This window comes from Streptomyces sp. RKAG290 (assembly GCF_023701695.1).
GTDB lineage: Bacteria > Actinomycetota > Actinomycetes > Streptomycetales > Streptomycetaceae > Streptomyces.
Window position 1 is genome coordinate 1,582,804 of sequence record NZ_JAJOZC010000001.1, and the last position, 21,869, is coordinate 1,604,672.

18 protein-coding genes, 5 tRNA genes and 1 pseudogene are annotated in these 21,869 nt (G+C 69.8%); 8 read left to right on the forward strand and 16 right to left on the reverse strand.

Annotated features, from left to right (window positions below; translation table 11 throughout):
- Positions 1–35 precede the first annotated feature (35 nt).
- The 3 genes and pseudogenes from LNW71_RS06750 to LNW71_RS06760 all read right to left on the reverse strand — a co-directional run bounded on the left by LNW71_RS06750 (position 36) and on the right by LNW71_RS06760 (position 3,033).
- Positions 36–1,192, reverse strand: a pseudogene (locus tag LNW71_RS06750) (D-alanine--D-alanine ligase family protein).
- An 81-nt stretch (positions 1,193–1,273) separates the two neighbouring features.
- The gene (locus LNW71_RS06755; protein WP_250967401.1) at positions 1,274–2,284 is read right to left on the reverse strand and encodes an NAD(P)H-dependent glycerol-3-phosphate dehydrogenase; all 1,011 of its coding nucleotides are present in this window, start codon (positions 2,282–2,284) and stop codon (positions 1,274–1,276) included.
- A complete protein-coding gene (locus tag LNW71_RS06760; protein WP_250967402.1) occupies positions 2,281–3,033 on the reverse strand; it encodes a lysophospholipid acyltransferase family protein in 753 nt (250 codons plus the stop codon). The genes LNW71_RS06755 and LNW71_RS06760 overlap by 4 nt, the downstream gene beginning before the upstream one ends.
- A 159-nt stretch (positions 3,034–3,192) precedes the next feature.
- On the opposite strand from LNW71_RS06760, the gene cofC reads away from it, so the two are divergent.
- Positions 3,193–3,876, forward strand: a complete 684-nt coding sequence (gene cofC, locus LNW71_RS06765; RefSeq protein WP_250967403.1) for a 2-phospho-L-lactate guanylyltransferase — start codon at positions 3,193–3,195, stop codon at positions 3,874–3,876.
- 10 nt (positions 3,877–3,886) lie between these two features.
- Complete coding sequence (locus LNW71_RS06770) at positions 3,887–4,090, forward strand: hypothetical protein (RefSeq protein ID WP_250967404.1); 204 nt, start codon at positions 3,887–3,889, stop codon at positions 4,088–4,090.
- A 90-nt stretch (positions 4,091–4,180) separates the two neighbouring features.
- Here LNW71_RS06770 and LNW71_RS06775 read toward each other — a convergent pair whose 3' ends face one another.
- From LNW71_RS06775 to leuC, 4 genes are all read right to left on the reverse strand, one after another.
- Positions 4,181–4,858, reverse strand: coding sequence for an HU family DNA-binding protein (locus tag LNW71_RS06775; RefSeq protein WP_250967405.1), 678 nt, complete (start codon positions 4,856–4,858; stop codon positions 4,181–4,183).
- Positions 4,859–5,001: 143 nt separating this feature from the next.
- Positions 5,002–5,229 (reverse strand): hypothetical protein, encoded by a 228-nt coding sequence (locus tag LNW71_RS06780; RefSeq protein WP_250967406.1) that lies wholly within the window; start codon positions 5,227–5,229, stop codon positions 5,002–5,004.
- Positions 5,230–5,333: 104 nt separating this feature from the next.
- Positions 5,334–5,927, reverse strand: coding sequence for a 3-isopropylmalate dehydratase small subunit (leuD, locus tag LNW71_RS06785; protein ID WP_250967407.1), 594 nt, complete (start codon positions 5,925–5,927; stop codon positions 5,334–5,336).
- 5 nt (positions 5,928–5,932) lie between these two features.
- Positions 5,933–7,357, reverse strand: a complete 1,425-nt coding sequence (leuC, locus tag LNW71_RS06790) for a 3-isopropylmalate dehydratase large subunit (RefSeq protein WP_250967408.1) — start codon at positions 7,355–7,357, stop codon at positions 5,933–5,935.
- Positions 7,358–7,531: 174 nt separating this feature from the next.
- Here leuC and ndgR point away from each other — a divergent pair, with 174 nt between their 5' ends.
- Entirely contained in the window at positions 7,532–8,248 is a 717-nt protein-coding gene (gene ndgR, locus LNW71_RS06795) for an IclR family transcriptional regulator NdgR (protein ID WP_024490257.1), read from the forward strand.
- Positions 8,249–8,540: 292 nt separating this feature from the next.
- On the opposite strand, the gene LNW71_RS06800 is transcribed toward ndgR, so the two are convergent.
- The 9 genes from LNW71_RS06800 to LNW71_RS06840 all read right to left on the reverse strand — a co-directional run bounded on the left by LNW71_RS06800 (position 8,541) and on the right by LNW71_RS06840 (position 12,446).
- Positions 8,541–8,613 (reverse strand) — tRNA-Glu (locus LNW71_RS06800).
- Positions 8,614–8,640: 27 nt separating this feature from the next.
- Positions 8,641–8,712: transfer RNA gene (locus LNW71_RS06805), tRNA-Gln, on the reverse strand.
- Positions 8,713–8,724: 12 nt separating this feature from the next.
- Positions 8,725–8,797 (reverse strand) — tRNA-Glu (locus LNW71_RS06810).
- A 60-nt stretch (positions 8,798–8,857) separates the two neighbouring features.
- Positions 8,858–8,930: transfer RNA gene (locus tag LNW71_RS06815), tRNA-Glu, on the reverse strand.
- Positions 8,931–8,963: 33 nt separating this feature from the next.
- A tRNA-Gln gene (locus tag LNW71_RS06820) sits at positions 8,964–9,035 on the reverse strand.
- An 87-nt stretch (positions 9,036–9,122) separates the two neighbouring features.
- Complete coding sequence (locus LNW71_RS06825) at positions 9,123–9,842, reverse strand: HAD family hydrolase (RefSeq protein WP_250967409.1); 720 nt, start codon at positions 9,840–9,842, stop codon at positions 9,123–9,125.
- A gap of 88 nt (positions 9,843–9,930) precedes the next feature.
- Positions 9,931–11,403 (reverse strand): glutamate--tRNA ligase, encoded by a 1,473-nt coding sequence (gltX, locus tag LNW71_RS06830; RefSeq protein WP_250967410.1) that lies wholly within the window; start codon positions 11,401–11,403, stop codon positions 9,931–9,933.
- Positions 11,396–12,172, reverse strand: coding sequence for a fumarylacetoacetate hydrolase family protein (locus LNW71_RS06835; RefSeq protein ID WP_250967411.1), 777 nt, complete (start codon positions 12,170–12,172; stop codon positions 11,396–11,398). The genes gltX and LNW71_RS06835 overlap by 8 nt, the downstream gene beginning before the upstream one ends.
- A gap of 82 nt (positions 12,173–12,254) precedes the next feature.
- Complete coding sequence (locus LNW71_RS06840) at positions 12,255–12,446, reverse strand: hypothetical protein (protein WP_250967412.1); 192 nt, start codon at positions 12,444–12,446, stop codon at positions 12,255–12,257.
- 576 nt (positions 12,447–13,022) lie between these two features.
- Here LNW71_RS06840 and LNW71_RS06845 point away from each other — a divergent pair.
- The 5 genes from LNW71_RS06845 to LNW71_RS06865 all read left to right on the forward strand — a co-directional run bounded on the left by LNW71_RS06845 (position 13,023) and on the right by LNW71_RS06865 (position 21,869).
- A complete protein-coding gene (locus tag LNW71_RS06845; protein ID WP_250967413.1) occupies positions 13,023–16,811 on the forward strand; it encodes a nitrate- and nitrite sensing domain-containing protein in 3,789 nt (1,262 codons plus the stop codon).
- A 9-nt stretch (positions 16,812–16,820) separates the two neighbouring features.
- The gene (locus LNW71_RS06850) at positions 16,821–17,234 is read left to right on the forward strand and encodes a roadblock/LC7 domain-containing protein (RefSeq protein ID WP_024495006.1); all 414 of its coding nucleotides are present in this window, start codon (positions 16,821–16,823) and stop codon (positions 17,232–17,234) included.
- A gap of 129 nt (positions 17,235–17,363) precedes the next feature.
- The gene (locus LNW71_RS06855; protein ID WP_073738726.1) at positions 17,364–17,771 is read left to right on the forward strand and encodes a DUF742 domain-containing protein; all 408 of its coding nucleotides are present in this window, start codon (positions 17,364–17,366) and stop codon (positions 17,769–17,771) included.
- Positions 17,752–18,333, forward strand: coding sequence for an ATP/GTP-binding protein (locus LNW71_RS06860; protein WP_073738725.1), 582 nt, complete (start codon positions 17,752–17,754; stop codon positions 18,331–18,333). The genes LNW71_RS06855 and LNW71_RS06860 overlap by 20 nt, the downstream gene beginning before the upstream one ends.
- Positions 18,334–18,683: 350 nt before the next feature.
- Positions 18,684–21,869 (forward strand): nitrate- and nitrite sensing domain-containing protein, encoded by a 3,186-nt coding sequence (locus LNW71_RS06865; RefSeq protein WP_250967414.1) that lies wholly within the window; start codon positions 18,684–18,686, stop codon positions 21,867–21,869.

The window sequence follows — 21,869 nt, forward strand, 5'->3', positions numbered from 1 at the left end:
CCGTGCGGAGCACACGCCCCGGCCTTCGGTCCGGGTCAGCGCAGGCCGGTCGGCCGGTTCAACGCCGCCTGGATGAGCCGGTCCACCAGCTGCGGGTAGTTGACGCCGCTCTCCTGCCACATCCGCGGGAACATGGAGATCGGGGTGAAGCCCGGCAGGGTGTTGATCTCGTTGATGACGAAGCCGCCGTCCTCGGTGAGGAAGAAGTCGGCGCGCACCAGCCCCTCGCAGGAGGCCGCCTCGAAGGCGTCGACCGCGAGCCGCTGGACCTCGGCGGTCTGCTCGTCGGTGAGCGGGGCGGGCACGATCCCGGACGCCGCGTCGATGTACTTGGCCTCGAAGTCGTAGAAGTCGTGCGAGGTGACCGGCGGGATCTCGGCCGGCGCGCTGGCGCGCGGTCCGTCCTCGAACTCCAGCACCCCGCACTCGATCTCGCGGCCCCGCAGCAGCGACTCGACCAGGAACTTGGGGTCGTGGCGGCGGGCCTCCTCGATCGCCTCGTCGAGGCCGGAGACGTCGTCGACCTTGGTGATGCCGATCGACGAGCCGGCCCGGGCGGGCTTGATGAAGAGGGGCCAGCCGTGCTCGCCGGCGAAGGCGACGATGCGTTTGCGGGCGGCCTGGGGTCGTTGTCCCACTCACGGGGGCGCACCACCACGTACGGCCCGACGGGCAGTCCGAAGGAGGTGAAGACCCGCTTCATGTACTCCTTGTCCTGGCCGACCGCCGAGGCGAGGACGCCGGCGCCGACGTACGGGACTCCGGAGAGCTCCAGGAGGCCCTGGAGCGTGCCGTCCTCACCGTAGGGGCCGTGCAGGACGGGGAAGACGACGTCGACCTCGCCGAGCGCCTTGGGGACCGAGCCCGGTTCGCTGTAGACCACTTCACGGCTGCCCGGGTCGACGGAGAGCACAACGGCGCCCTCGTCGGACTCGGCCAGCTGGGACACGTCCGGCATCTTCCGGTCCGTGATGGCCATGCGGTCGGGTTCGTCGGCGGTGAGCGCCCAGCGGCCGTCCGTCGTGATGCCGATCGGCAGGACGTCGTACTTGGTCCGGTCGATGGCGTTCAGGACGGCACCGGCCGTGACGACCGAAATTCCGTGTTCGGAGCTGCGGCCGCCGAACACGACGGCCACACGCGGCTTGCGGAGCTGCTGCTCCGTGCTCTGGGGGAGGTTCTCGCTGCTCATATCGCGATGAGCGTACCTGCTGGTACGGGTCGCGTCAGCGTGGCCGGGGCCGCCCGGGCCCGGTCCGGGGGCCGAACGGGGTCAGTGCCGCTCTGCCTTGGCGCTGCGCGACATCAGTTCCTTGAGCGCGACCATCGGCGGCTTGCCCTCGTGGACGATGCCGACGACCGTCTCGGTGAGGGGCATGTCGACCCCGTGCCGGCGGGCCAGGTCGAGCACCGATTCGCAGGACTTGACGCCCTCGGCGGTCTGCTTGGTGACCGCGATGGTCTCCTCCAGCGTCATGCCCCGGCCGAGGTTGGTGCCGAAGGTGTGGTTGCGCGAGAGCGGCGACGAGCAGGTCGCCACCAGGTCGCCGAGTCCGGCCAGTCCGGAGAAGGTCAGCGGGTCGGCGCCCATGGCCAGGCCCAGCCGGGTGGTCTCGGCGAGGCCGCGGGTGATGAGCGAGCCCTTGGCGTTGTCGCCGAGTCCCATGCCGTCGGCGATGCCGACGGCCAGCCCGATGACGTTCTTGACGGCGCCGCCGAGTTCACAGCCGACCACGTCGGTGTTGGTGTACGGGCGGAAGTACGGGGTGTGGCAGGCGGCCTGGAGGCGGCGGGCGACGGACTCGTCCTGGCAGGCGACGACGGCCGCGGCGGGGCGGCGTTCGGCGATCTCCTTGGCGAGGTTGGGTCCGGTGATGACGGCGATGCGGTCGGCGGGGACCTCGGTGACGTCCTCGATGACCTCGCTCATCCGCTTGGCGGTGCCCAGTTCGACGCCCTTCATCAGGGAGACCAGCACCGTCTGCGGCTCCAGGTGCGGGGCCCAGTCGGCCAGGTTGGCGCGCAGCGTCTGGGAGGGCACGACGAGAACGGCGAAGTCGGCGCCGCGCAGCGCCTCGGCGGCGTCGGTCGTGGCCCGGATGGACGCGGGGAGCTCGATGCCCGGCAGGTAGTCGGGGTTGGTACGGGTCGTGTTGATGGCCTGTGCGACCTCGGCGCGGCGTCCCCAGAGGGTGACCTCGCAGCCCGCGTCGGCGAGGACCATGCCGAAGGCCGTACCCCATGAGCCGGTTCCGAAGACGGCTGCTTTTACGGGGTGCGTCACTTGGGTCCCTCTCCTTCGGCCTTGCGCCGCTGTTCGGCACGGGCCCTGCGGTGGTCGTAGAGCTGGGCGGGGGGCTGCTGCCCGCGTACGTCCGCCAGCTGTTCGGTGATGGCGAGCATGATGGCCTCGGTCGCCTCGCGCAGGACCTCGGGCGTCGGCTCCTTGTCGTAGAACCGGGAGAGGTCGACGGGCGGACCTGCCTGGACCTGCAGGGTCTTGCGGGGGAAGAGGCGCAGCTTGTTGTCCGTGGCGTAGGGCGGCATCGCCAGGTTGGCGCCCCACTGGGCGACGGGAATGACCGGGGCCCTGGTCATCAACGCGACGCGGGCCGCGCCGGTCTTGCCGCCCATCGGCCACATCTCGGGGTCACGGGTGAGGGTGCCCTCCGGATAGAAGGCCACGCATTCGCCGCGCTCGATGGCGTCGACGGCGGCCCGGAAGGCGTCCAGCGCGTTGGTGGTCTCGCGGTACACGGGAATCTGGCCGGTGCCACGCAGCATCATTCCGACAAAGGGGGTCTTGAAGAGGCCCGCCTTCGCAAGGAGCCGCGGCACCCGTCCGGTGTTGTACTGGAAGTGCCCGTACGAAAGAGGGTCAAGATACGAGTTGTGATTGACCGCCGTGATAAAACCGCCGTCGGCCGGAATGTGTTCCATTCCCCGCCAGTCGCGCTTGAACAGAACCACAAGCGGCGGTTTTGCGATGACCGCTGCCAAGCGGTACCAGAAGCCGATTCTGCGGCGGGACACCCGGACACCTTCCTTTATGGACCTGACGTGGGAGCTGTGCATCCTGACTACCGACGGTCAAGTCTCGCCCCAGGCCCCTGCTCTGTCGAGAACACCGTACGCCTCGGCTTCGAGGCCGACCCTCCGGGTTGTCACACCGGCAGGCGAGAATAGGCGGCCATGCGCATCGAGGGGGAGACCGCCACGAACACCGACCCGACCGGCCGCTGGTCCCTGGTCGTCCCGTTGAAGCCCCTGGCGCGGGCCAAGAGCAGGCTGGTGCCCGCGTCGGGCGCCCTGTTGCGGCCGCGGCTGGCCCTGGCGTTCGCCCAGGACACCGTGTACGCCGCGCTGGCCTGCCGGGCGGTGGCCGATGTGGTGGTCGTCACGGACGACACGGCGGCCGGTTCCGCGCTGTCGGCGCTCGGGGCCCGCGTCGTGGCCGACTTCCCGGCCGCCGGGCTCAACGCCGCCCTCGCACACGGTGAGCGTGCGGTCCGGGCGATCCGTCCCGGGGCGGCCGTCGCCGCGCTCAACGCCGATCTACCCGCACTGCGCCCGGCGGAATTGGTCCGGGTGCTCGATTCCTGTGCCGCTTTTCCCCGCGCATTTGTGACCGACGCGGCGGGAATCGGAACGACATTGCTGTCGGCTGGGCCAGGAGTGGAATTGCGGCCCGCTTTCGGGGGCCGGTCGCGGGCCCGCCACCTCGCGTCCGGCGCCGTGGAAATCGCACTGCCCGGCATCGATTCGGTCCGCCAGGACGTGGACACCGGCGACGATCTGCGGGCCGCGCTGGCCCTGGGCGTGGGGCCGTACACGGCGGGGCGCTGGGCCGCCGGGGTCCCCGCGATGGACCGATAGGCTGCCGTTCATGCAGGCGACCTCGTACACGTACGACCCCGAGACCCGCACCGGCAGCGTGCTGCTCGACGACGGCACCCCGGTGGACTTCGACGCCCCGGCCTTCGACGCCGGCGGCCTGCGGCTGCTGCGTCCGGGGCAGCGGGTGCGGATCGAAGGGGACGGCGAGGGTGCCGGGCTGCGGATCACCCTGGTGACGCTGCAGACCTTCTGAGCGCCGCGGCAGCCCCTGAACAGCCCGCGGGCCGGGCCCCTGAGGGGAGCCCGGCCCGGCGCGTGTGAGGAAGCCCTGTGCTGCTCGGTCTCACTTCTTGCGTGCAGTGGCCTTCTTGGCCGTGGTCTTGCGCGCCGTGGTCTTCTTCGCGGGCGCCTTCTTCGCCGTGGTCTTCTTGGCGGGCGCGGTCTTGCTGGCGACGGCCTTCTTGGCGGTCGTCGTCTTCTTCGCCGCCGCGGGGGTCGCCTTCTTGGCGGTGGCCGTGGTCTTCTTCGCCGCCGCGGACGTCTTCTTCGCGGGGGTCGCCTTCTTGGCGGTGGCCGTGGTCTTCTTCGCCGCTGCCACGGTCTTCTTGGCGATGGCCTTCTTCGCCACGGCCTTCTTGGCGGTGGCCTTCTTGGCGGCCGCCTTGGCCGTCGTACGGGTGGAAGATCCGCCCGAGAGGCTGCCCTTGGGCGCCTTCTTCACGGCCACGTCGTTCTTGGGGAGCTTCTTCGAGCCGCTCACCAGGTCCTTGAAGCCCTGTCCCGCACGGAAACGGGGCACGGAGGTCTTCTTGACCCGTACGCGCTCACCCGTCTGCGGGTTGCGGGCGTAGCGGGCGGGGCGGTCGACCTTCTCGAACGAGCCGAAGCCGGTGACCGAAACGCGGTCACCTGCGACAACTGCACGAACGACCGCGTCGAGCACCGCGTCGACGGCGTCCGCGGCCTGCTGGCGGCCGCCGACCTTGTCGGCAATCGCTTCTACGAGCTGTGCCTTGTTCACGTCTTCCCCTTCGGAGACATAGCCAGAACGAAACTGTTCAAGCTTTTTCGCACGTTAGGCAGATATATACCGCAAATCAAACACGAAACGGGCTAATCACCCTAGTGCCGCAACGAAGTCGACCGCTGCGCTGTTCCGCAGAGTCAGTCACCTTCGGGGAATCGGCCCTCATCGAGGTCCTTCATCAACCGGTCCAGACGCCTTGCTGCATCTGGGAGATCGTGCTTCGCCGCTGCCGTGACGACCAGCAGCTTCCGGTTCAGCGCCATCCGTACGCCCTCCGGGACTTGCAGTGCACGCACTCGTGAGTGCGCTTCCTTCAATCGGTCGGCGACTTGGCCGTAAAGCTTGAGTTGGCTGTCGCGTTCCATGCACCGATTGTGCCATCTGGGGCGAGTTGTCGCCCGACGGGGTCTCAACAAGCGACTGCGCCCCCTACCAGAAGGCAGGGGGCGCAGTACTGGAAAAGCGCTGCTCAGGCGTTAATTGTACGTGGCTTGTGGGCCGGCCTGGTCGCCTCGTAAGAAGCGATGTCCGCTTCGTTCTGCAGGGTGAGGCTGATGTCATCCAGCCCGTTCAGCAGCCGCCAGCGGGCGTTCTCGTCGAGTTCGAAGTCGGCGGTGATGCCCTCGGCGAGGACCTGCCGCTTCTCCAGGTCGACGGTGATCTCGGCCGTCGGGTCGGCCTCGGTCAGCTCCCACAGGGCGTCGATGACCGGCTGGTCGAGGACCACGGTCAACAGCCCGTTCTTCAGCGAGTTACCGCGGAAGATGTCGGCGAACCTGGCCGAGATCACGGCCTTGAAGCCGTAGTTCTGCAGGGCCCAGACGGCGTGCTCGCGGGACGATCCGGTGCCGAAGTCGGGGCCGGCCACCAGTACCGAGGCGCCCTTGCGCTCGGGGCGGTTGAGGACGAAGTTCTCGTCCTTGCGCCAGGCCTCGAAGAGCCCGTCCTCGAAGCCGTCCCGGGTGACCTTCTTCAGCCAGTGGGCGGGGATGATCTGGTCGGTGTCGACGTTGCTGCGGCGCAGCGGGACGGCCCGGCCGGTGTGTGCGGTGAAAGCTTCCATGATTCTCAGACTCCGGCGGGCGTGCGGTCGTCGGACAGGTCGGCCGGCGAGGCCAGATGGCCCAGCACGGCGGTGGCGGCGGCGACCTGCGGGGAGACCAGGTGGGTACGGCCGCCCTTGCCCTGCCGGCCCTCGAAGTTACGGTTCGAGGTGGAGGCGGAGCGCTCGCCGGGGGCCAGCTGGTCGGGGTTCATACCGAGGCACATCGAGCAACCCGCGTGCCGCCATTCGGCTCCCGCGGTGGTGAAGACCTTGTCCAGGCCCTCCGCGACTGCCTGCAGGGCGACCCGGACCGAGCCCGGGACGACCAGCATCCGCACACCGTCGGCGACTTTGCGGCCGTCCAGGATCTCGGCGGCGTTGCGCAGGTCCTCGATGCGGCCGTTGGTGCAGGAACCTACGAAGACGGTGTCGACATTGATCTCGCGCAGCGGCTGTCCGGCGGTCAACCCCATGTACTCCAGGGCCTTTTCGGCGGCGAAGCGCTCCGAGGCGTCCTCGTACGAAGCGGGGTCGGGGACGTTGGCCGACAGCGGCGCGCCCTGGCCGGGGTTGGTGCCCCAGGTGACGAACGGCGCCAGTTCGGCGGCCTCGATGACCACCTCGGCGTCGAAGACGGCGTCGTCGTCGGTGCGCAGCGTCTTCCAGTACGCCACCGCGGCGTCCCAGTCCTCGCCCTGCGGGGCGTGGTCGCGGCCCTGCAGGTAGTCGAAGGTCGTCGCGTCGGGGGCGATCATGCCTGCCCGCGCGCCGGCCTCGATCGACATGTTGCAGATGGTCATCCGGGCTTCCATCGACAGCTTCTCGATGGCGGAGCCGCGGTATTCGAGGATGTAGCCCTGGCCGCCACCGGTACCGATGCGCGCGATGATCGCGAGGATCAGGTCCTTGGCGGTGACGCTGTCGGGCAGTTCGCCGTCGACGGTGATCGCCATCGTCTTCGGACGGGCCAGCGGCAGCGTCTGGGTCGCCAGGACGTGCTCGACCTGGCTGGTGCCGATACCGAAGGCCAGCGCGCCGAACGCGCCGTGCGTGGAGGTGTGGGAGTCGCCACAGACGACCGTGGTGCCGGGCTGGGTCAGACCCAGCTGGGGGCCGACCACGTGCACGACGCCCTGCTCGACGTCGCCCAGCGGGTGCAGCCGGACACCGAAGTCCGCGCAGTTCTTGCGCAGGGTCTCCAGCTGTGCGCGGGAGACCGGGTCGGCGATCGGCTTGTCGATGTCGAGGGTCGGGGTGTTGTGGTCCTCGGTGGCGATGGTGAGGTCGAGGCGCCGCACCGGGCGTCCGGCCTGCCGCAGACCGTCGAAGGCCTGCGGGCTGGTCACCTCGTGCAGCAGGTGCAGATCGATGAAGAGGAGGTCGGGCTCACCTTCGGCGCGCCGGACGACATGGTCGTCCCAAACCTTCTCCGCGAGTGTCCTACCCATCGCTTTCCCTCCGGCCGGCGTCGTCGCCGGCCCAACTAGAGATTCGGTGCGCCCCCGTCCGGACCCCCGTATGGGGCGGTGGCTACGGGCCGTTGTGGGGCCGCCCGTACAGGTTCGCAACTTCCCTGGAAAATTGAACTTGCGTTTCACAGAGTGAGACGCGAGTATCGTCGTATGGACAACTCTAGCGGCGTCGGCGTTCTCGACAAGGCAGCTCTGGTATTGAGCGCCCTGGAGTCCGGTCCGGCCACCCTCGCCGGGCTGGTCGCGGCGACCGGGCTCGCACGACCCACGGCCCATCGACTGGCCGTGGCACTGGAACACCACCGCATGGTGGCGAGGGACATGCAGGGCCGTTTCATTCTCGGCCCCCGGCTGTCGGAACTCGCGGCTGCTGCCGGTGAGGACCGGCTCCTGGCCACGGCGGGACCGGTACTCACCCACCTGCGCGACATCACCGGCGAGAGCGCCCAGCTCTATCGCCGGCAGGGCGACATGCGGATCTGCGTGGCGGCGGCGGAGCGGCTGTCCGGACTGCGGGACACCGTGCCGGTCGGCTCCACGCTCACCATGAAGGCGGGCTCGTCCGCCCAGATCCTGATGGCCTGGGAGGAGCCGGAGCGCCTGCACCGCGGCCTCCAGGGCGCCCGCTTCACGGCGACGGCGCTCTCCGGCGTACGGCGCCGGGGCTGGGCCCAGTCGATCGGCGAACGGGAACCGGGCGTGGCCTCGGTCTCGGCGCCGGTCCGCGGCCCCTCGAACCGGGTGGTCGCGGCGGTCTCGGTCTCCGGACCGATCGAGCGCCTGACCCGTCACCCGGGCCGGATGCACGCGCAGGCCATCATCGACTCGGCCGCCCGGCTGAGCGAGGCGCTGCGCCGCACTGGCTGACCCGGCCGCCCCACCCTTCTCCACAACCGGCCGCCCCAGCGTCGTGGCGGCCCCTTCAGCGCCTCACTTCAGCACCTCACCTCGCCGGCGAACGGTGCGCGCGACGGCCCGGCGTCACCGGCCACCCTCATCTGGATCGGCTGTTCCTTCGAGGGCGACCACCTGCCGCAACACGCACAGGGCATTCATCAAGTGGCAGTCAGCCGCGTGAACATGACGGGGGCTCAGCACCCGCACGCACAAGCAGAAGGCCCCTCACCGAAGTGAAGGGCCTCTCTCTGACGCTCTGTTGTACCCCCGACCGGATTCGAACCGGCGCTACTGCCGTGAGAGGGCAGCGTGCTAGGCCGCTACACAACGGGGGCTTGGGTACTGCGACTTGCTGTCTTGCGCTGGGCTACCAGGACTCGAACCTAGAATGACGGTACCAGAAACCGTAGTGTTGCCAATTACACCATAGCCCATGGTGTTACAAGTACCCCCGACCGGATTCGAACCGGCGCTACTGCCGTGAGAGGGCAGCGTGCTAGGCCGCTACACAACGGGGGCCCTAGCGATCCTGCATCGAGAGCGTGGGTGCGACCCAGGTGTTCTCGCGGGAAGGATCTGTACCCCCGACCGGATTCGAACCGGCGCTACTGCCGTGAGAGGGCAGCGTGCTAGGCCGCTACACAACGGGGGCTTGTTCTTGCTACTTACTACTTGCTGTCTTGCGCTGGGCTACCAGGACTCGAACCTAGAATGACGGTACCAGAAACCGTAGTGTTGCCAATTACACCATAGCCCACTGAAACGCAACCCCTGGAAGGGTTTCATCTCTGTCTGCGTTTCCCGGCCGGTTCTTTCGGCCCGTTCGGGCGACGCAGGAAGAACATTACCTGAAGGTGTCCGGCGCTCCAAAACGGGTATCGCCCGCCAACAGCCCGGGAAGCTGGTCGAGGGCCGTGATCCGGACGAGTTCGGGATGTCCGCCCCGGCCGCCGCGGTCCAGCCAGACCCCCGTCAGACCGGCGGCCGTCGCACCGCGGGCGTCGATGTCGGGTTCGTCGCCGACGTAGACGACCTCCGCAGGCGGCAGGGCCAGGGCCTCGCAGGCGGCGAGGAAGGCTCCGGCGGCGGGCTTGGCGACGCCCAGCTCGGCCGCGCAGAGCAGCGACTCGAACCGGTCGCGCACGCCGAGCACCGTCAGCTTGCGGTGCTGCTGTTCCAGGGACGAGTTCGACAGCACCGCGAGCCGGTACGTCCCCGCCAGGGCGTCGAGTACGGGCACGGTGTCCGGGAAGAGGGTCCAGGCCGCTTCGTAGTGGGCGATGTGCCGGTCGAACCAGGCATCGGCCTCGGCGTCGTCCAGCCGGCGCCCGAGGAAGTCCCTGGCCCGGTCCCGGCGCTGCCCCTGCCAGTCGGTCTCCCCCGCGGCGAACCGTGCCCAGTGGTGCCGGGTGAGCCGCTGCCAGGCCTCACCGGCCTCCTCGGCCGTGCGGTACCCGCTGGGCAGGCCCTCCGCCGCGAGGTGCCCGCTCATTCCGGTGGCGGAGGCCGTCGTGTAATCGAAGAGCGTGTCGTCCACGTCCCACAGGACGGCTCTGATCGGCATGATCCGACTCTACCCGCGGCCCGCCGCACGCGAAGGGGCCCGGCGGCCGCGGTGTGCGGTTGCCGGGCCCCTTCGCAGGTGCGCCCGCCTACACGGCCAGCTTCGCCAGCGCGGCGTCCACCCGGGCGAGGGTCTTCTCGCGGCCCAGGATCTCCAGGGACTCGAACAGCGGCAGACCGATCGTGCGGCCGGTGACGGCGACCCGGACCGGGGCCTGGGCCTTGCCGAGCTTCAGGCCGTGCTCCTCACCGGCGGTGAGGACGGCCTGCTTCAGGGCGTCCGCGTTCCACTCCGCCTCGGTCAGCTTGGCGCGTGCCGTCACGAGCAGGGCGTAGGAGCCCTCCTTCATCGCCTTGGCCCAGGACGCCTCGTCGGTCGCCGGCTCGTCGAGGAAGAGGAAGTCGACGTTGGCCGTGATCTCCGAGAGGACCGTGACGCGGGTCTGGGCGTGCGGGGCGATCGCCGCGAACAGGTCCGCGTCGAAGGCCTCCGGGGCCCAGGGGGCGAACGGGGCGCGCAGCCAGGGGCCGCACGCCTCGGTGAAGGTCTTCACATCGAGCCGGCGCACGTGCTCGGCGTTGACGTGCTCGCACTTCTTGAGGTCGAAGCGGGCCGGGTTGGCGTTGACGTCCTTGATGTCGAACGCGGCGACCATCTCGTCGATGTCGAAGATGTCCCGGTCCTCGGCGATCGACCAGCCGAGCAGGGAGAGGTAGTTGAGCAGCCCCTCCGGCAGGAAGCCGCGCTCGCGGTAGAGGTTGAGCGAGGCCTGCGGGTCGCGCTTGGAGAGCTTCTTGTTGCCCTCGCCCATGACGTACGGCAGGTGGCCGAACTCCGGGGTCCGCTTGGCCACACCGAGCTCGATGAGCGCCCGGTACAGCGCGATCTGGCGCGGGGTGGAGGAGAGCAGGTCCTCGCCGCGCAGGACGTGGGTGATCTCCATCAGCGCGTCGTCGACCGGGTTGACCAGCGTGTAGAGCGGGGCGCCGTTGGCGCGGACGATGCCGTAGTCCGGCACGTTCTCCGGCTGGACGGTGATGTCGCCGCGGACCAGGTCGGTGAAGGTGATGGCCTCGTCGGGCATCCGGAAGCGGACGATGGAGGTGCGTCCCTCGGCCTCGTACGCGGCGGTCTGCTCGGCGCTCAGGTCGCGGCAGTGGCCGTCGTACCCGGACGCCTTGCCGGCGGCGCGGGCGGCGTCGCGGCGGGCGTCGAGCTCCTCGGTGGTGCAGTAGCAGTGGTACGCGTGGCCGGCGGCGAGGAGCTTCTCGGCGACGTCCTTGTAGATGTCCATGCGCTGCGACTGGCGGTACGGGGCGTGCGGGCCGCCGATCTCGGGGCCCTCGTCCCAGTCGAGACCGAGCCAGCGCATCGAGTCCAGCAGCTGGGTGTACGACTCCTCGGAGTCGCGCGCCGCGTCGGTGTCCTCGATGCGGAAGACCAGGGTGCCCTGGTGGTGCCGGGCGAAGGCCCAGTTGAAGAGGGCCGTCCGGACCAGGCCCACGTGGGGGTTGCCGGTCGGGGAGGGGCAGAAACGTACCCGGACGTCTGAGTTAGCCACGCTTGATCACCTTGTTGGTGAGAGTGCCGATGCCTTCGATGGTGACGGCGACCTCGTCGCCGACGTGCAGGGGTCCGACCCCTGCGGGAGTGCCCGTGAGGATCACATCGCCCGGGAGCAGCGTCATGGCCTCCGTGATGTGGACCACCAGGTCCTCGATGGAGCGGATCATCTCGCTCGTCCGGCCGAGCTGGCGTTGCTCGCCGTTGACCGTGGCCTGGATGGTGAGGTCGGCGGGGTCGAGGTCGGTCTCCACCCAGGGGCCGAGCGGGCAGGAGGTGTCGAAGCCCTTGGCCCTGGCCCACTGCTTCTCGCGCTTCTGGGTGTCGCGGGCGGTGACGTCGTTGGCGCAGGTGTAGCCGAAGATGACGTCCTTGACCCGCTCGCGCGGCACCTCGCGGCACATCCGGCCGATGACCACGGCCAGCTCGGCCTCGTGGTGCAGGTCCTCGGAGAAGGAGGGGTACTCGATGGCGTCGCCGGAGCCGATCACCGAGGTGGTGGGCTTGAAGAAGGCGACGGGGACGTCGGGGACCTCGTTGCCGAGTTCCGCGGCGTGCTCCGCGTAGTTGCGGCCGATGGCCACGACCTTGTTGGGGAGCACGGGCGGCAGCAGCCGGACCTTGCTCAGCGGGACCTTGGTCCCGGAGAGCTCGAAGTCGGCGTACGGGATGCCCTTGATGATGTCGAGGACGAGACCGTCGGGGCCGTCGCCCTCGACGGCGCCGAAGGCGACATTGCCGTCGATGGAGAACCTGGCGATGCGCACGGGAAGCTGTCGCCCTCACTTGCTGGCTGACTGAAGACTGACGCTCCAGGCTAACGCGGGTGAGGGGCCGTGCCGTGCGGGATTACTCCGCGGCGACGGCGACGGCCGCGGGGGCGACCATCAGGATCGTGCGACGGGGGTTGGCCGTCTGCGTCGGCAGGTCGGCGGCGTGCTCCGGCCGCTCCGGCGTCTGCAGCGCTTCGGCGTCGTCGAGGTGCGCCAGCGTCGTGCGCCGGGGGTTGGCAATGTTGCGGAACATCATCGTCGTCTTCATCTGCCGTTCGGACCCTGTCGGTAGGGGCGCCGCCCGAGGGGCGCCGGTTGACGGTTCTGCCATCCCTGTAAAGCGTCAGGCTAAACATCCGATTCCCTCCGGGAGCCCGGAAGAGACGGCGATCATCATGTGAGTTTGCTCACCCAGGGGCTGACATTTACCCCAATCCGGGCGCCCAACCGGGGTCAGGGAAACGGACATTGCACCACTGAATGAGTCATTCCGCTGCTGATCATGGCGACTGGGACACCCCCACCCCCACCTGATTCACCCGCAATAGTCCGGTATGACAGTGAACTGCCTCCACGGCTTGTCACGCCACCATCACAACGAGTCACGCAGGTCACAGCCCGGTACCTGGCCCTTGTTGGAGATCCTGCACTGTGCTGGAATTCCACGCACCGCCGCAGGTTTCAGGCCGGCGCGCAGGGGCGCAACGCAGCGCCGAGTGGCGGCGGGAAGGGGAAGGACGCCGGTCACTCAAGACCACCATGGGGCAGCACAACGCCCCACGACGCCGACACCGTTCCGCCCGTCCATGACGGAGGAACGCCTGGTCCAGAGGTTGCGACGCTAGTGCAGGGACGTTTCAAGAGGGATGGCAGCGCTGCGGCCGAACAGGAGCCGCGCGGCGGGACCGACCGCGGCTCCTCGCCCCAGCACGCCCAGAACCCCGGACCGGCCGCGGCCGGTGACAACAGCGAGCGCGCCAAGCGCTCCGGCGCGTCGGCGAAGGGCGGCTCCGATCCGATCACCTCGGTCAAGCCGCAGGGCCCGGTCAACACGGGGTCGCGAGTAGCTCTCCGCAACTGGCGCATCAGCACGCGTCTGGTCTCCCTGCTCGCCCTCCCCGTGGTCGCGGCGACCACGCTGGGTGGTCTGCGTATCAACGACTCCATGAACGACATCCAGCAGCTGGAGCACATGCAGCTGCTGACCAAGATGACCAAGCAGGCGACCTCGCTGGCCCAGGCGCTCCAGGAGGAGCGCGACCGGTCGGCAGGACCGCTGGCCAACGGCGTGCCGGCCGACGACTTCAAGGTCACCGAGCCGCGCAAGAAGACCGACCGGGCGAAGAAGGCGTTCTTCGCCGCGACGAACGACATCGGCGACACCGAGGGCGACGAGACGCTGGAGAGCATCCACTCCAGCGTCCAGCAGATCGCCGCGCAGCTGGGCAGCATCCGCGACATCCGTAAGCAGGCGTACGCCAAGGACAGTCCGAGCCTCCAGACCGTCGACGCCTACAGCCAGCTGATCACCTCGCTGCTCAGCCTCTCCCAGGACATGGCGCAGGCGACCAGCAGCCCGGAGATGATCAAGCGGACCCGCGCCCTGGCGGCCTTCTCCTCCGCCAAGGAGTACGCGTCGGTCCAGCGCGCGATCATCGCGGCCGCGCTGCCGGGAGGCAACGACCAGCACGCCGACCTCGACCAGAACGACCGGCAGTTCGGCCTGGCCGCGCTGCGCAAGGAAAACCTGGCCCGCAGCTCGTTCGAGTCGATCTACACCAGCACCGGGCAGAACGCCGCCGAGCTGACCGCCACCCTGGACAACGGCCACCCGGACATCAAGGCGGCCGACAGCTACGCCCGGAAGGTGCTCGACACCCCGACCGGCATGGACGGGTCCGCCCGGCGTTCGTACATGGACTGGTACGACCAGGACTCCAACAAGATCAACGCCATGAAGCTGGTCGAGGAGACCCTCCTCAGCGACATGGAGGGCAAGGCGCGCGAGCTGCGCGACGAGTCCCAGCGCGAAGCGATCATCAGCGGTGCGCTCATCCTGCTGGTGCTCGGTGTCTCGCTGGTCGGCGCCTTCGTCGTCGCCCGGTCCATGATCCGCTCGCTGCGGCGGCTGCAGGACACCGCGACGCGCGTCGCCCAGGACCGGCTGCCGGAGCTCGTCAAGCAGCTCTCCGAGGCGGACCCGCAGGACGTCGACACCTCGGTCGAGTCGGTCGGTGTGCACTCCCGGGACGAGATCGGCAAGGTGGCCGCGGCCTTCGACGACGTGCACCGTGAGGCCGTCCGTCTCGCCGCCGAGCAGGCCCTTCTCCGGGGCAACGTCAACGCGATGTTCACCAACCTCTCGCGCCGTTCGCAGGGCCTCATCCAGCGTCAGCTCTCGCTCATCTCCGAGCTGGAGTCGCGCGAGGCCGACCCGGACCAGCTGTCCTCGCTCTTCAAGCTCGACCACCTCGCGACCCGTATGCGCCGTAACGGTGAGAACCTCCTCGTCCTCGCGGGCGAGGAGCCGGGCCGCCGGTGGACCCGTCCGGTGCCGCTGGTCGACGTGCTCCGCGCCGCCGCCTCCGAGGTGGAGCAGTACGAGCGCATCGAACTGGCCGCGGTGCCCGCCACCGAGGTCGCAGGCCGGGTCGTCAACGACCTCGTGCACCTCCTCGCCGAGCTGCTGGAGAACGCCACGTCGTTCTCCTCGCCGCAGACGAAGGTCCGGGTCACCGGTCACGCGCTGCCCGACGGCCGGGTGCTCGTCGAGATCCACGACACGGGCATCGGCCTCTCCCCCGAGGACCTCGCGGCGATCAACGAGCGGCTCGCCTCGCCGCCCACCGTGGACGTCTCGGTCTCGCGCCGCATGGGTCTGTTCGTGGTCGGCCGGCTGTCCCTGCGTCACGGCATCCGTATCCAGCTGCGGCCCTCCGACTCCGGTGGTACGACCGCGCTGGTCATGCTCCCCGTCGATGTCGCGCACGGCGGCAAGCAGCCCGTTCCGAAGCAGGCGCAGGGCCAGCAGCCCGCTCCCGGTGGTCTGCTCGCCGGTGGCAGCGCGCCCGCCGGTGGTGGACTGCTCGCCGGTGGCGGCGGTCCCCGCCCCGGTCTCGACAGCGCTCAGTCGGCTTCGGGTGGCCGGCTCCCGGCCGGTCCGGGTGCCAACCGCGGCCAGGTCGGTGCGGGCTCGGGCCCGCGGGCCGCGCTGCCCGCCCGGGACGCCGCCTCCGCCCGGCCCCAGAACCAGCAGGGCCAGCCCGGTCAGCAGGGCCGTCAGGGTCAGCCCGGTCAGCAGAACTCCGGCTTCCAGAGCGCCGGGTTCTCCGGCAACGGTCCGCAGGGCCGGCAGCCGCAGGACCCCTCGCGCCAGGAGCCGCCGCGTCAGGGCGGCGGGCTCTCCGGTGCCTTCGGCGGCGGTGCCCGGCTGGGCGCCCGCGGCCAGGGCGACGGTGCCGGCCGTACCGACTCGGGCCAGCCCGGTCTGTTCGGTCAGCGGCCGCCGGAGCAGAACGGCCAGGGTGCGCCGAACGGCCCGGGGCGACAGGCTCCGCAGCCGCAGCAGGCCCGGCAGAACCCCGGCCAGGGCGGCTTCCAGCAGCCCGGCGGTCCGGGCGACAACGGCCGTCAGCTGCCCCCGGTCGGCGGTCCGCGTGCGGAACTGCCCGGTGGCAGCCCGCAGCCGCAGCGCCCGCAGGCCACCAGCTGGGGCAGCGAGCAGCCGTCCGTGCCCCAGCGCTCCCCGCTCGACGCCCCCCGCGGTCACGAGGAGCCCGAGTCCAACCAGTTCCAGCGCCCGCTGAACCCGCCGCCGCTCACGCCGCGTCCGCCGATGGACGACCGGCAGGGGCCCGGCTCCACCGCCGAGTTCTCCCGCCCGGACTTCTCGGCGGGTCCGCCGGCCCCGCAGCACGGGCCGGGTCAGCAGCAGGCGCAGGACCCGGCGGGCACCGCGCAGTTCGCCCGCCCGGACTTCGGCCGTCCGCAGCCCTCGCAGGGCCAGGACCAGGGTCTGCCCGCTCCGCGTCAGCGCGACCGCGACAACGGGGACTTCGGTGCCCCGCGGCCGCCCGTCGCGCCGGCTCCGGACCCGCAGTACCGGCCGGCCCTGCCGCAGCAGCCCGAGGCGCTTCCGCCGGCCTCCGGGCCCGGCGACGGCCGTACGCCGCTGTACGACACGCTGGAGACCAACTGGTTCCACGGTCCGCAGCAGAGCGGTCAGCAGCCGCCCGCCGCGCCGCAGGCACCGGCCTTCCCCCAGCAGTCCGCAGGCGAGCGTCCCGTGCCCCCGGCACCGCAGCGCGGTGCCGGCGACAACAACGGCGTCACGAGCTCCTGGCGCGCCTCGCCGAACGACGAACTCGTCCGGCAGGCGGAGCGGGTGAAGAAGCCCGCGGCAGGCGGAATCACCACTTCCGGTCTGCCCCGCCGGGTGCCGCGTGCCAATCTGGTGCCGGGTACCGCCCAGCAGCAGAACCATCAGTCCGGTCCCCAGGTCTCGCGTGCGCCCGATGATGTGCGCGGGCGGCTGACCAATCTCCGCCGGGGCATCCAGCAGGGGCGTCAGGCCAACAACGGCCCGTCGACCGGCAGTTTCCCACTCGGCCCCACTCACCAGCAGGAGCGTTAGTTGAGCCCGATGAGTCAGGCCGCGCAGAATCTGAACTGGTTGATCACCAACTTCGTGGACAACACCCCTGGGGTGTCGCACACGGTGGTGGTCTCCGCAGACGGCCTGCTGCTGGCGATGTCCGAAGGTTTCCCGCGTGACCGCGCCGACCAGCTGGCGGCTGTCGCCTCCGGTCTGACCTCGCTGACCGCGGGTGCCTCCCGGATCTTCGAAGGCGGCGCCGTCAGCCAGACCGTGGTGGAGATGGAACGCGGGTTCCTCTTCCTGATGTCCGTATCGGACGGCTCCTCGCTGGCCGTGCTGGCCCACCCGGACGCCGATATCGGTCTGGTCGGGTACGAAATGGCTCTGCTGGTGGACCGGGCGGGCACTGTCCTCACCCCGGACCTCCGTGCGGAGCTCCAGGGCAGCCTGCTCCACTAGGCGGCCGCCGGTGACACAGACGATTACCCCAGGTACCGCACACACCCCTCGCCCGTCCGGCCGCTTACAGCCCCCCACCGGCCCCTTCAGACGGCAAGCCGACACCCTGCTGTCACGCCCGGAGGATTCATGACCCCGCCACCCGCCTCACCCGATCCGTACGGCGCGCTGAACCACGCGTCGTACGAAGGTGAAGGCGACCAGCCGCTGGTTCGTCCGTACGCCATGACCGGCGGCCGGACCCGACCGCGCTACCAACTAGCGATAGAGGCGCTGGTCAGCACCACGGCCGACCCGGCGCACCTGGGGACACTGCTCCCCGAGCACCAGCGGATCTGCCACCTGTGCCGTGAGGTCAAGTCGGTGGCCGAGGTGTCGGCCCTGCTGTCGATGCCGCTCGGTGTGGCCCGGATTCTCGTCGCGGACCTGGCGGAAGCCGGCATGGTGGCAATCCACCAGCCGGGCAACGGAGAGGCCGGCGGCGCGCCGGATGTGACACTGCTCGAAAGGGTGCTCAGTGGACTTCGCAAGCTCTAGTGGCGGTGCCGCCCGTGCCACCACCTCGGCGAAGATCGTGGTGGCAGGCGGGTTCGGCGTGGGTAAGACCACGTTTGTCGGTGCCGTTTCGGAGATCAATCCGCTGCGCACCGAAGCCGTGATGACGTCCGCGTCCGCGGGCATCGACGACCTGACACACACCGGCGGCAAGACCACCACCACGGTGGCCATGGACTTCGGCCGCATCACCCTGGACCAGGACCTGATCCTGTACCTCTTCGGTACACCCGGCCAGGACCGCTTCTGGTTCATGTGGGACGACCTCGTACGCGGCGCCATCGGCGCCGTCGTACTCGTGGACACCCGCCGCCTCGCCGACTGCTTCCCCGCCGTCGACTACTTCGAGAACAGCGGACTCCCCTTCGTCATCGCCCTCAACGGCTTCGACGGCCACCAGCCCTACACCCCCGACGAAGTCCGCGAAGCCCTCCAGATCGGACCCGACACCCCGATCATCACCACGGACGCGCGGCACCGCGGCGACGCCAAGAGCGGTCTGATCACGCTGGTGGAGCACGCACTGATGGCGCGGCTCAAGTAGGCGCAAGTCGGTATTGCCGTACGGCAATTCGCGTAGTCACACGGGGGTGGACTGTGTCGTTTGACACGATCCGCCCCCGTGTTCATAACGTTTCGAAAGAGAATTACCTCACGGTCAATACCCGATGCGCACGACTGGTACCACTGTGCTCACATGAGCCCCGCCATTTGACGGGGCTCGTTCTTTATGCCCGTTTTATCTGCGGCCTGGACCACTCGGAATGGCTGATTCCGAGTGTTTGGAAGGCGACCGTTCCCCGTGCTGCAATTCGACGAACTCCCCAGTAGTAAGTACGGCCCTGAACAAACACGGCACAACGTAGGTGCCGACGCCGAGAGGTTGTTGGTCGAGTGAGGCGTAACAACGAGGGCTCCACGGCGCTGCCGGAGCGGGGCAACTTCACCCCGCCGCGCGCCGCGGCGTCGTCCGCCGACGTGTCCGAAGGGATACCCGCAGGTGGCAGCACCAGCCGGATGTCCCCGCGCAACTGGCGGGTGCCCACCCGGCTGAACGCGATCCTTCTCATCCCGGTACTGGTCGGCCTGGTCATGGGCGGTTTCCAGGTGAAGGGGTCGATCGACACCTGGCAGGAGGCCCAGGACGCCGAGAAGACCGCGCTGATCGTGCGCGCCGCGGCCGAGTACGGCCAGGCGCTGCTCAACGAGCGGGACCTCTCGGCGCAGTCCCTGCTCTCGAACAAGCGCGACGCGGCCGTCGTGACCCAGGTCCGGGCCACCACCGACTCGGCCGCGCGCAAGTTCGACGCGGCCGTGCAGGGCATGCCGTCCAAGCAGGGCCTGGAGCGTCGTCTCAAGCTGTTCAAGCTGGAGGAGCCCAAGCTTCCCGAGCTTCGCAAGGCCGCCTACGCCGAGGCCATGGACCCGGTGAAGACGGAAGAGGGCTACGTCCAGGTCCAGCACTCCCTCATGGAGTTCTGCAACGAGCTGGGCCTGGGCACCGGCAACATCACCAGCTACGGCCGTACGGTCTACGCGATCGAGCTCGCCAAGGCTGCAGAATCGCTTCAGCGCTCCATCGGCATGCACCTGCTGGTGCGTCCCAGCCAGGAGAGCGGCAAGTTCAACGACCAGGTCAAGGCGTTCGGCTCGTACAACTACCTGGAGCAGATCGCCCTCGGCGAGTTCGTCTCCGGTGGTACGGAGAAGGACGCGGCCCGGCTGAAGACGGTCATGGCGGGCAAGGCCGCCGCGGGCGCTGCCAAGCTCAAGTCGGCCAAGGAGCAGGCCGACGCGGCCGGCGTGCCGTTCGTGGCGCCGCCCACCATCGACGGCTCGGTCTTCGACGGCATGGCCCAGCAGCTCGGCCTGGGCAGGAGCCCCGCTCAGCTGAGGGCGAAGGGGATCACCCCGGAGACCTGGATGGCCGCGTCCACGGCGAAGTTCGACGGCTACACCACGGTCGAGGACGAGCTCGTCGACAAGGCGGTGACCGAGGCCGCGGACATCTCGTCCAGCGCCAGGACCGACGCCATCGTCAACGCCGCGATCGTGCTCGTCGCCCTGCTGGCAGCCTTCGTGCTGGCGGGTCTCATGGCCCGGCAGATGAGCCGCTCGATGCGCCAGCTGCGCAACGCCGCCTTCGGTATCGCCGAGCAGCGGCTGCCCTCGCTGGTCGACCAGCTGTCCCGGACCGACCCGGGCCGGGTCGACACCCGCGTCCAGCCGATCCCGATCAACAGCCAGGACGAGATCGGCGAGGTCGCCCGCGCCTTCGACCAGGTGCACCGCGAGGCGGTCCGGCTCGCGGCCGAGCAGGCCATGCTGCGGGGCAACGTCAACGCGATCTTCACCAACCTCTCGCGCCGCAACCAGTCGCTCATCGAGGGCCAGCTGACCCTCATCACCGACCTGGAGAACAACGAGGCCGACCCGGACCAGCTGGAGAGCCTCTTCAAGCTGGACCACCTGGCGACCCGTATGCGCCGCAACGGCGAGAACCTCCTGGTCCTCGCAGGCGAGGAGCCCGGCCGCCGCTGGAACCAGCCCGTGCCGCTGGTGGACGTCCTGCGGGCCGCCTCGTCCGAGGTGGAGTCCTACGAGCGCATCGAGCTCTCCGGGGTCCCGGAGACGGAGATCCACGGCCAGTCCGTCACCGACCTCGTGCACCTGCTGGCCGAGCTGCTGGAGAACGCCACCACGTTCTCCTCGCCGCAGACCAAGGTGCGGGTCACCGCGACCCGGCTGCCCGACAGCCGCGTGATGATCGAGATCCACGACAAGGGCATCGGCCTCACCGCCGAGGACTTCGCCGACATCAACCACAAGCTGGCCAACCCGCCGACGGTGGACGCCGCCGTCTCGCAGCGCATGGGCCTCTTCGTGGTCGGCCGGCTCGCCGACCGGCACGGCATCCGGGTCCAGCTGCGCCCCTCGGGCGAGCAGGCCGGCACCACCTCGCTGGTCATGCTGCCGGACGCGATCACCCACGGTGGCGGCGGCGAGAACGCCCCCGCCCAGGACGACTTCACCGTCTCCTCGATCATTCCGCAGCAGCAGCAGTCCTTCGACGCACTCCCGCAGCACCCCCAGATGCGCACGGCGGCGGAGCTCGGCTTCGACGACTCGCGCTACGAGGAGCCGTCGGCGGACCCCGCGCAGCTCGACCCGGTGGGCCGCTCGCTCATGCGGGAGGAGCGCCGCGCGGCGCTGGAGGCGCAGACCGGCAACGAGCGCCCGCCGTTCCCGCAGCAGCAGGAGCAGTACGCCGGGGAGTCGTACAGCGAGGACCCCTACGCCGCGAACCAGTACGCCCGGGAACCGCAGCAGGAGCAGTACGAGCAGCCCGCGTACGACGGCGGCTACGACCCGTTCCGCGGCGACGCAGGCTATGCCGGACAGCAGTCGGACTTCAGCGGGCAGGGCGGCTATCCGGAGGCGGCATATGCGGCCCCCGAGACGCCTCAGCAGGCATATGACGGGCAGTACGCCACCCAGCCCCAGCAGGAAGAGTGGGCAGATCAGGGCGGGTACCAGGGTGGGTACGAGCCCGCGGCGCAGGCCGAACCGGAATCTGCCGCGAGCGCTCCCGCCGAGTCCCGGGAACGCGTAGGCTTCGACCGTTCGGGACCCGTTCCGAACGCCGGCCACGACATCACCGAGGCCGGTCTGCCGCGCCGGGGCGGCCAGCAGCACTGGCAGCCCACCGGCCGTGGCAGCGACCGGCCCGTCGCCGCGCAGGGGCAGCCGCAGCAGCAGGAACCGCCGCAGCAGCCGTCGCCCGCGCAGCAGGACGGGGACGGTCCCGAAGACTGGCGCTCGGCGAACGACGAGCGCTGGGAGCGGGCCGAGAAGCTCCGGGAGCCGAAGGCGGGCGGGGTCACCCCGTCCGGTCTTCCCCGGCGCGTGCCCAAGGCCAATCTCGTCGAGGGCACGGCCGAACAGACCCAGCAGGGCGGCCCCCAGGTCTCCCGCGCCCCGGAGGACGTGCGTGGCAGGTTGAGCAACCTGCGGCGGGGCGTTCTGCGGGGACGTAACGCGGGTTCGGACAGCAGTAATACCTACAACCAGGAGCGTTAG

What these genes read in the sequence shown, in the direction of transcription:
- cofC (WP_250967403.1), top strand. Translation starts at nt 3,193, where the DNA reads ATGCGCATCGAGGGGGAGACCGCCACGAACACCGACCCGACCGGCCGC.
- LNW71_RS06770 (WP_250967404.1), top strand. Translation starts at nt 3,887, where the DNA reads ATGCAGGCGACCTCGTACACGTACGACCCCGAGACCCGCACCGGCAGC.
- LNW71_RS06780 (WP_250967406.1), bottom strand. Translation starts at nt 5,229, where the DNA reads ATGGAACGCGACAGCCAACTCAAGCTTTACGGCCAAGTCGCCGACCGA.
- leuD (WP_250967407.1), bottom strand. Translation starts at nt 5,927, where the DNA reads ATGGAAGCTTTCACCGCACACACCGGCCGGGCCGTCCCGCTGCGCCGC.
- leuC (WP_250967408.1), bottom strand. Translation starts at nt 7,357, where the DNA reads ATGGGTAGGACACTCGCGGAGAAGGTTTGGGACGACCATGTCGTCCGG.
- ndgR (WP_024490257.1), top strand. Translation starts at nt 7,532, where the DNA reads ATGGACAACTCTAGCGGCGTCGGCGTTCTCGACAAGGCAGCTCTGGTA.
- LNW71_RS06825 (WP_250967409.1), bottom strand. Translation starts at nt 9,842, where the DNA reads ATGCCGATCAGAGCCGTCCTGTGGGACGTGGACGACACGCTCTTCGAT.
- LNW71_RS06840 (WP_250967412.1), bottom strand. Translation starts at nt 12,446, where the DNA reads ATGAAGACGACGATGATGTTCCGCAACATTGCCAACCCCCGGCGCACG.
- LNW71_RS06850 (WP_024495006.1), top strand. Translation starts at nt 16,821, where the DNA reads ATGAGTCAGGCCGCGCAGAATCTGAACTGGTTGATCACCAACTTCGTG.
- LNW71_RS06855 (WP_073738726.1), top strand. Translation starts at nt 17,364, where the DNA reads ATGACCCCGCCACCCGCCTCACCCGATCCGTACGGCGCGCTGAACCAC.